This window comes from Pararhizobium mangrovi, from assembly GCF_006516965.1.
Taxonomy (GTDB): Bacteria; Pseudomonadota; Alphaproteobacteria; order Rhizobiales; family Rhizobiaceae; genus Pararhizobium_B; species Pararhizobium_B mangrovi.
The window spans coordinates 156,189-163,859 of record NZ_VHLH01000006.1 but is presented as its reverse complement, the minus strand read 5'-3'; the positions used below and the strand labels follow the sequence as shown (position 1 = coordinate 163,859).

The following is a 7,671-nucleotide window of genomic DNA, read 5'->3' as shown; positions in this document are numbered from 1 at the left end:
TACAATTGGCACCGTCCCCATGGCGGGATAAACGACACCGTGCCCATCAGCCGCCTCGGTCTCGATCGGGACAACCTGTTGAGGCTCCACAACTAGCGCATCGTCCGGCAGGACTGGAACAGTCCGGCGTCGTCAACGGTGCTCGAACAAAAGCAAGGTGCGGGGAGCCTGATCTATTCGGGTTCCCCGTTCCGCAAAACCGAAATGGGAGGGGGCGGCGTTCCGGCGCCGCCCCCTCGATGTCTTCGATCCGGAGACTTCAGCGCATAATTGCGTCAAATGAAGACGATCAGACAATGCCGGTCGATCAATGCGAGACCGAAACGTCGTTTCTCACCACGACAGGTGACATATCGGCCATTCTGTCCCGAGGCGATCTCGACAGGGCTGTCTCATTCCATCGAGTAAGAGATCGTTTGTAGAACGCGTACGGAGGCGGAAACGATAACCCGACAGAAAGGTTCGCGATCAACGCGTCAGGCCTTCGTCTTCGCGTCTGGGCCCAGCATTGCCGTTCGAACCGCTTCCGCGTGAAACGGAAGGTCCCGCATGCGCAGGCCGGTCGCGTCGTAGAGCGCGTTGGCGATCGCCGCCGGCGTCGGCCCCATACCGGCTTCGCCGGTGCCGAGGAACGGTGCGCCGGGACGATCGATCACGTGCACCTCGACGCTGTCCGGCACGCCGTCGAAGCGCAGGATCGGATAGCTGCTCCAGTCGCGGCTCATGATCTCGGTCTCGGTGAACGCGACGCGTTCGTGCAGCGACCAGCTCGTCGCCTGGATGATGCAGCCTTCGATCTGGTTCTGGATGCCGTTCGGATTGACCGCGTTGCCGCTGTCGATCGCGGCGACGGCGCGTCGGACCCGGATCTGGCCGCTGACGGGATCGACCTCGATCTCGACGGCGAGCGCGCAGTAAGCCTTCACCGTTTCGTAGCGCACATAGGCGAAACCGCGCCCGCGATAGGGCGGCAGCTTCTCGGCCTTCTTCCAGCCGAACTTCCCGGCCGCCATCTCGATGACGTCGCGCGCACGGGGGTCCTTCACGTGCTTGAGGCGGAAGGCGACGGGATCGGTCTTCGCCGCGAGCGCCATCTCGTCCATGAAGCTCTCGACCGCGAAGGTGTTGAGATAGCCACCGAGCGAGCGCAGCGCCGAGATGCGAATGGGCATCGGGCCGTCGATATAGTGATAGAGGACGTGGGTGTTGGCGAGATCGTAGGTCGGGATCGCGTTGCGGTCTCCGCCGCCGCCGGGCAGCGGGATCTGTCCACCCTTCGGCGGACCGAACTTCTTCGGCAGGTACCAGGCCGGCATCAGGTTGTTCGCCGACCCGCCGGGTCGCGTGCTGAAGGTCATGCTCCACAGCTCGTAGTTCCAGCCGCTGATACGGCCGTCGTCGTCGAGGGTGCCCTTCGCCTCGGCGATCATCGGCGAACCGTAGGGCTCCCAGCCATGCTCGTCCTCGCGCATCCACTGGACGCGGATCGGCTTGTCCGGCATGGCCCTGGCGATGATCGCGGCATCGGCGGCGACGTCGTCGGCGCCGTTGTGGCCGTAGCAGCCGGAACCTTCGACCTGGATGCAGTCGATCGCGTCGAGGGGCATCGACAGCATGTCGGCGAGCGTCTTTCTGAGCGGGAAGACACCCTGCGAATGCGTCCAGACGGTAAGCTTGCCGTTCGTGAACTCGGCCACCGCGCAGGACGGGCCGATCGCGCCGTGCATCATGTAGGGCCGGCGATAGGTCGCGCTGACGACCGGGCGGCCTTCCGGAAGCGTGCCGTCGCCACGCTTGTCGATGACGGAATCGTCCGTCTTCATCGACTTCAGCATGTCGTAGATGGTGCTTTCCTTGGGCAGGGCCTTCGGCGTCTGCCACTTCGCCGCTTCCTGAAGCGCGCGCAGCGCGACGATCGCCTGGTATTCGCCCTTGGCGACCACCGCCAGATAATCGCCTTCGTGCACGACCTTCACGACGCCCGGCATCTTGGAGACCGCGGCCGTGTCGACGCTTTGTAGCGTCGATGTGTAGCTCGGCGGGCGCACCACGCGGGCATGCAGCATGCCGTCGGGCCGCATGTCCTGGACGTAGATCGGCGCGCCCGTGAGCTTGGCCGGTATATCGAGCCGGGGATGGTTCTTGCCCATGACCTTGTATCGATCCGGCGGAATCAGGTCGCTGGTCCCATCGGCTTCGACATGCAGCGACCGGCCCTTGACGATGTCGCCATAGGCCCGGCTCTTCCCGCCGTCGCCCTTGACCACGCCGTTCTCGGCATGGAGCGTTGTCTTGTCGACGCCGAGATCGTCGGCCGCCCAGCCGATCAGGATCGTGCGCATCTGTGCCGCGGCGTTGAGGATGGCCGTTCCGCTGCCGGCCATGGAATTGCTGCCAGCGGTATAGCCCTCGTCCGGCGTCGATGCCGTCGAAGCCATCTCCATGCGGACCTGATCCGGCGTCACCGCGAGCTGTTCGGCCGCGCACTGCATGAGCGCGGTCATAATGCCCTGGCCGAGCTCGGCCTTGCCGCTGAAGATCGTGACCTTGCCGCTCTCGTCGATGCCGATCCACGAATCGAGATAGGGCGTCGACTTCATGTCGCCGAAGGGCGGACCCTTCGGCCCGTCGGTCTTGTCCTGCGCGAAGGCGACGCCTGGAAGCAGCGCGAAGCTGACGACGAGCCCGCTGCCCTTCAGGAAACTGCGACGGCTGAACCCTCGATCGCCCCGGATGGTCATGCGCCCGACTCCGCATTGGCCGCGCGGCGAACGGCCTTCAGGATTCGGCTGTGCGTTCCGCAGCGGCACAGGTTCGGTTGCATCCAGTCCCGGATCTCGGCATCGCTCGGAAATGCGTTCCGGCGAAGGAGCCCCTCCGAACGCATGATCATCCCGGCGATGCAGTAGCCGCACTGCGCGGCCTGTTCGTCGATGAACGCCTTCTGGACGCGACCCGGCTCGTCGATCGTGCCGAGCCCTTCGAGGGTGGTGACCTTGCGGCCTTCCAGCACCGAAATCGGGATCTGGCAGGAGAACACGGGCTTGTCCTCGAGCAGCACCGTGCAGGAGCCGCATTGTCCGAGGCCGCAGCCGTATTTGGCGCCGTTCAGCTTCATCTCGTCGCGCAGGACGTAGAGCAGCGGCGTCGTGGGATCGCTTTCGGCCTGGTGCGTCTTGCCGTTGACCGTGAGGGTGATCATTGTCCGGCGGTTTCCTTGCTCGTCGATATGGCCTTGTCGACATGGTCCCATGCCGGCTTGCCGGTAAAGTGCTTGCGGACGTAGCCGACGAGGCTCGCCGTCTGGTCGTCGGTCAGCACGTCGCCGAAGCCCGGCATGATCGGGCCGCTTCCGCCCGCGGCCGGCTTTACGCCGTGCGTGATAATTTGCACGAGGTTCGTGGCGTTCGGCGCGTTGACGGCGCTGCTCAGCGAAAGGTCGACGGGGCGGTAGAAGGGCTGCGACCCGCCGTCGAAATGGCACGAGGCGCAAGCGCCGGCGAAGATCGCCTCGCCATCCTTGGCGCTACCCTTGAAGTTCGCCTTCTGCGCCGTGGTCACCTGAAAGCTCTTCTTGCCGGCATCGGCGATCGCCGCCTTGCGGGCGTCGGCCGGCTTCGTCGCGCCCTTGGAGAGAATATAGGTCGATAGCGCCTCGACATCGGCGTGCGGCACTTCGGCGAGCACCTTCGTCACGTCGGCCATGGGGCCGGCCGCGACGCCGTGATGGGGCGTCATGTCACCGCGAAGATAGCCCGCAAGTTCGTCCTTCGTCCAGCCGACAGGCGAGGGCGAGGACTTGTCGAGCGCCGGTGCGTGCCATCCAGCCGCGTTGCCGCCGGCATAGCCCTTGTCCGTCTTCTCCGCACCGAACATGTTCATCGGCACGTGGCAGGCGGCGCAGTGGCCGAGCCCTTCCGCGATGTAGGCGCCATGGTTCCATGCCGCGTTCTGGCTGCCGTCCGGCTGGTAGCGGCCCTCGTGGAAGAACAGCAGGTTCCAGCCGGCCATGACCATTCGGATGTCGAGCGGGAAGGGCAGGTCCGGGGAGGGCACCGTGTTGTGGACCGCCGGCCGCGTCATCAGGAACGCGTAGATGTCCTTGATGTCCGCGTCGCTGACCTTCGTGAAGTGCGTATAGGGGAACGCCGGATAGAGGTGGCCGCCATCGCGGCGCAGACCCTCGTGCATCGAACGGCGGAAGGCCGCCTCCGACCACTTGCCGATGCCGGTGTCCGGATCGGGCGTGATGTTCGAGCCGTAGATCGTGCCGAACGGCGTTTCCACCGGGTAGCCGCCGGCATAGGCCTTGCCGTTCGGTCTGGTATGGCACGCCTGGCAATTGCCGAGCGCCGCGAGTTCGGCCCCCTTCGCAATGCTGGCCTTGGAAAACTGGCCGGCCGCCGGCCGCGACACGGGATCGATCGCCGGCTCGCTCGCCCACGCCCAGAAACCGATGCCGACAACGATGACGATCGCTACCAGGCCAACAATGATACGGCCGAAGCGAGCCATGAAATTCCTCCCGACCGAAAGCCGCAGTTACGGACGAACCGCGACGCTTGCACGCACGCGATACCCGCATGCCGATGATCGAACAATGCGATCGGAAGTCGCATGGTTTCAGCGAAGCTTAGGACCAAAAGGGTGAACGGCAGCGTTCGTATGTTTACGAAGACCGGTCTCGATCACGTCGCTAGGTAGTCCACCGCAAAAAAGGCTCGTCCGGAAGAACCGGGCAAGCCTCCACTTTTCTAATCTGCCGTATACAGAGCGCTACATCTGTTCCTTCTGCGCTCCGGAATTCGGCTTCGCGCGGCCGAGCGAGGGCTTCTGTCCTTCCGGCTCCGGCTTCTGCTTGACCGAAAATTCCGCTTTCCCGTCCATCGAGGGGCCTGATGTCCACCGGCCTTCGGGAGCGTCCTGATCCAAAAGCGTATTCAGGAAATAATAGGAATGTTCCGTGGCCTCATGGCTTTCGGGAACCGAGTTCGGGATCGGCATCATCGCTTCCAGGCCGCCGAGTTCCTCGATCACCGCCATCCATTGCTGCTGATGCATGGTGTCACGCGCGATCAGGAAGGAAAGCATGTCCTTCATGCCCTTGTCGTCCGTGGCGTTGTAAAGACGTGCTGCAAGCACACGGCCGCTTCCCTCCGCCATGGCGTTGGCCATCATGTCCGCGGCAATGTTGCCGGTGGCGTAGACGTGGCTCATGTCGAACGGCACGCCGTTGGCGTTGACCGGCATGGCGGCAAGCCCCGAAGAGAGCAGGTGCCGAGGGTTCATGCCGCCAAGGATCGCATTGACGAGCGGATCCTTCGCGGCGTCTTCCTGGACGGTCACGGGCGCGCCCTCGAGGTTGAGCGCGACGGCGTGGCCGAGAAACTCGATGTGCGAGAGTTCTTCCGTCGCCGTGGCCATGAGGAGGTCGCGGTACTTGTCGTCCCCGCGCGCACCCATTGCCTGGAAGAAATATTGCATGGCGACGCGGATTTCGCCTTCGACGCCGCCGATGGCCTGCTGAAGAAGTTTGGCGAACTGCGGATCCGGCGTATCGACGCGGACTGCGTATTGGAGATTCGCGGAATGGTGGAACATTTGGGGTTTTCCTTTTTCGGGTATGCTGCAGGAAGACCCAGCGAACATTTTCCGTTCCTCGGTTTTGTCTTTTATATTTCTTCGACCGCCTGGAACGTTTACGAACATGACAAGAACACGTTTTGCTCACGCAGTATTTTATTCGGCATAAAATTTCTTCGCAGGGTCGATCGCCGACCCGTTCGATTATCACGCTGTTTTGATCGGCTTGCAGCCGTCGGTTTTGAAGAAGATAAAACCGAGAACTGAACGGTAAGATCAGCACGATAAAGGGGTTCTGATTAAGCGGCGGCGGTCGATAATTTATGAGTAGGGCTTTGTAGTACGATCTCTATTTCTGCGGTCACCGCCTCGGGCAGCGACGCAACGGCTTCGTTCCGTGAGCAACCGACCGGGACGAATGTCACCCCTGCTTCATCTCTCTGTCCCATGACCGCGACCGGTCGGCGGACGACGTGCTTCGGATCGTCGAAGATCGGTTCGGTGACGTGCCCGTCATCTGTGGAGCGTCCTGCAACGGGGTCATGCCGGAGTAGGGTGTCGCGGGACCCCGGTCGATCGGCCTTTCGGCGATCGTGGATCCGGAGGGCAGTTTCAGTGCCGCTGCCCGCGCGACCAGCGGGTCCCCCGCGAAAGGCACCAAAGTCGTCTTCGATCGAAGCGGCGAGTCCGGAACGGTAACGTCGGCGAGAGCCACACACGCTGCGGAGAGAACGCCAGAGTCCCTCCCGGGAGCCTGAACCTCATTCTTTCTCTCCGGGCAATCGAGACTTCTCGTTCGGCCAATTCGCTTGGCCGACGTCATGATGACACGTTTCGTCATCAAGCAGCCCTCACCATCCGATCAGACTTTCGGTTCGATAGTTCTCATGGCCGCACGATCCTCCCTTGCCACGCACGCCGCGCCTCCGCACGGCCCCTCGGTCCTGATCAGCGGCGCCGGTTTCGCTGGTCTCGCGACGGCCTGGTGGATGAACCGGCTCGGATACCGGGTGACGGTCGTCGAGATCGCGAACGCGCTTCGACGGGGCGGCACGCCGGTCGACATCGAAGGCGAGACGATCGACGTGCTTGCCCGAATGGGCATGCTCGACGCGGTCCGTGCCAGGGCGCTGCCACCGCGTAGCGTCGCGTTCAAGAACGCCGACGACACGACGGCCGGCGAGCTCCCCGCACAGCCGCCGGCGCAGGGCGAGCAATACGAGATCCATCGCGACGACCTGTCGGCGATCCTGTTCGCCGCCGTCGCCGACGAAATCGAAATCATCTTCGGACGTTCGATCGTCGGGCTGGACGATGGCGCCGACGGGGTGAGCGTGACGTTCGACGACGGCTCGAAGGCGGACTACACGCTCGTCATCGGATGCGACGGCAACCGCTCGAAGACCCGTCGTCTGGCTTTCGCCGAGGCGGAAATGTCCTCGCGCTTCATGGGCGGCTATTTCTTCATCAAGGTCGTCGCCGAAACCGGGCTGCTGCCGGCGAACGTCACCGAAATCTTCAGCCTACCGGGCCGCACGGCGCTCCTGAACGGCTATGAAGACCGGACCGACATCGCGCTCGCCTTTCGAAGCGACCGGGCGATCGACTACGACCATCGCGACCGTGCTGCCCAACGCGCCATGATCCACGACCATTTCGCCGGGATCGGCTGGAAGGTGCCGGCCATCCTCGCGCATCTGGATGCCGACGACGACTTCTATTTCGACGAACTGAACCAGATCCGCATGCCCGACTGGTCGAAAGGGCGCATCGCGCTGGTCGGCGATGCCGGCTACTGCCTTTCGCCGCTCGCCGGCATGGGCGGCTCAATGGCGCTGATCGGCGCGGCACGATTGGCCGATGCCTTGGGCCGCCATAGAAACGATCATGTCGCGGCTTTCCGGGACTACCACGAAGGCCTCCGCGCCTTCGTCCGCGACGTTCAGGAGAAGGCGATCACCCAGGGCATGGCCATGATGTTCCCCGCCGACGAGACCGAACTCGCCGAGCGCGACGAGTGCATACGCGCCGGCACGTTCGATGTGTAGGGTGCGGGCTCGCGGACGCCTGAATGAAATCAATCGGCGG

6 protein-coding genes are annotated in these 7,671 nt (G+C 63.6%); 2 read left to right on the top strand and 4 right to left on the bottom strand.

The annotated features are described in order from the left end of the window. Nucleotides 1-476: 476 nt before the first annotated feature. The 4 genes from FJU11_RS05510 to FJU11_RS05495 form a co-directional block, all read right to left on the bottom strand. Complete coding sequence (locus FJU11_RS05510; RefSeq protein WP_141166025.1) at nt 477-2,741, bottom strand: xanthine dehydrogenase family protein molybdopterin-binding subunit; 2,265 nt, start codon at nt 2,739-2,741, stop codon at nt 477-479. Beyond that, complete coding sequence (locus tag FJU11_RS05505; RefSeq protein WP_141166024.1) at nt 2,738-3,202, bottom strand: (2Fe-2S)-binding protein; 465 nt, start codon at nt 3,200-3,202, stop codon at nt 2,738-2,740. Before FJU11_RS05505 ends, FJU11_RS05510 begins: the two co-directional genes overlap by 4 nt. Further along, nucleotides 3,199-4,515, bottom strand: a complete 1,317-nt coding sequence (locus tag FJU11_RS05500) for a cytochrome c (protein ID WP_141166023.1) — start codon at nt 4,513-4,515, stop codon at nt 3,199-3,201. The genes FJU11_RS05505 and FJU11_RS05500 overlap by 4 nt, the downstream gene beginning before the upstream one ends. A 261-nt stretch (nt 4,516-4,776) precedes the next feature. After that, the gene (locus tag FJU11_RS05495; RefSeq protein ID WP_141166022.1) at nt 4,777-5,601 is read right to left on the bottom strand and encodes a manganese catalase family protein; all 825 of its coding nucleotides are present in this window, start codon (nt 5,599-5,601) and stop codon (nt 4,777-4,779) included. On the opposite strand from FJU11_RS05495, the gene FJU11_RS05490 reads away from it, so the two are divergent. Both FJU11_RS05490 and FJU11_RS05485 read left to right on the top strand, forming a co-directional pair. Then, entirely contained in the window at nt 5,590-5,850 is a 261-nt protein-coding gene (locus tag FJU11_RS05490; RefSeq protein WP_141166021.1) for a hypothetical protein, read from the top strand. The genes FJU11_RS05495 and FJU11_RS05490 overlap by 12 nt on opposite strands. Nucleotides 5,851-6,470: 620 nt before the next feature. Continuing rightward, entirely contained in the window at nt 6,471-7,631 is a 1,161-nt protein-coding gene (locus tag FJU11_RS05485) for an FAD-dependent monooxygenase (RefSeq protein ID WP_141166020.1), read from the top strand. Nucleotides 7,632-7,671 lie beyond the last annotated feature (40 nt).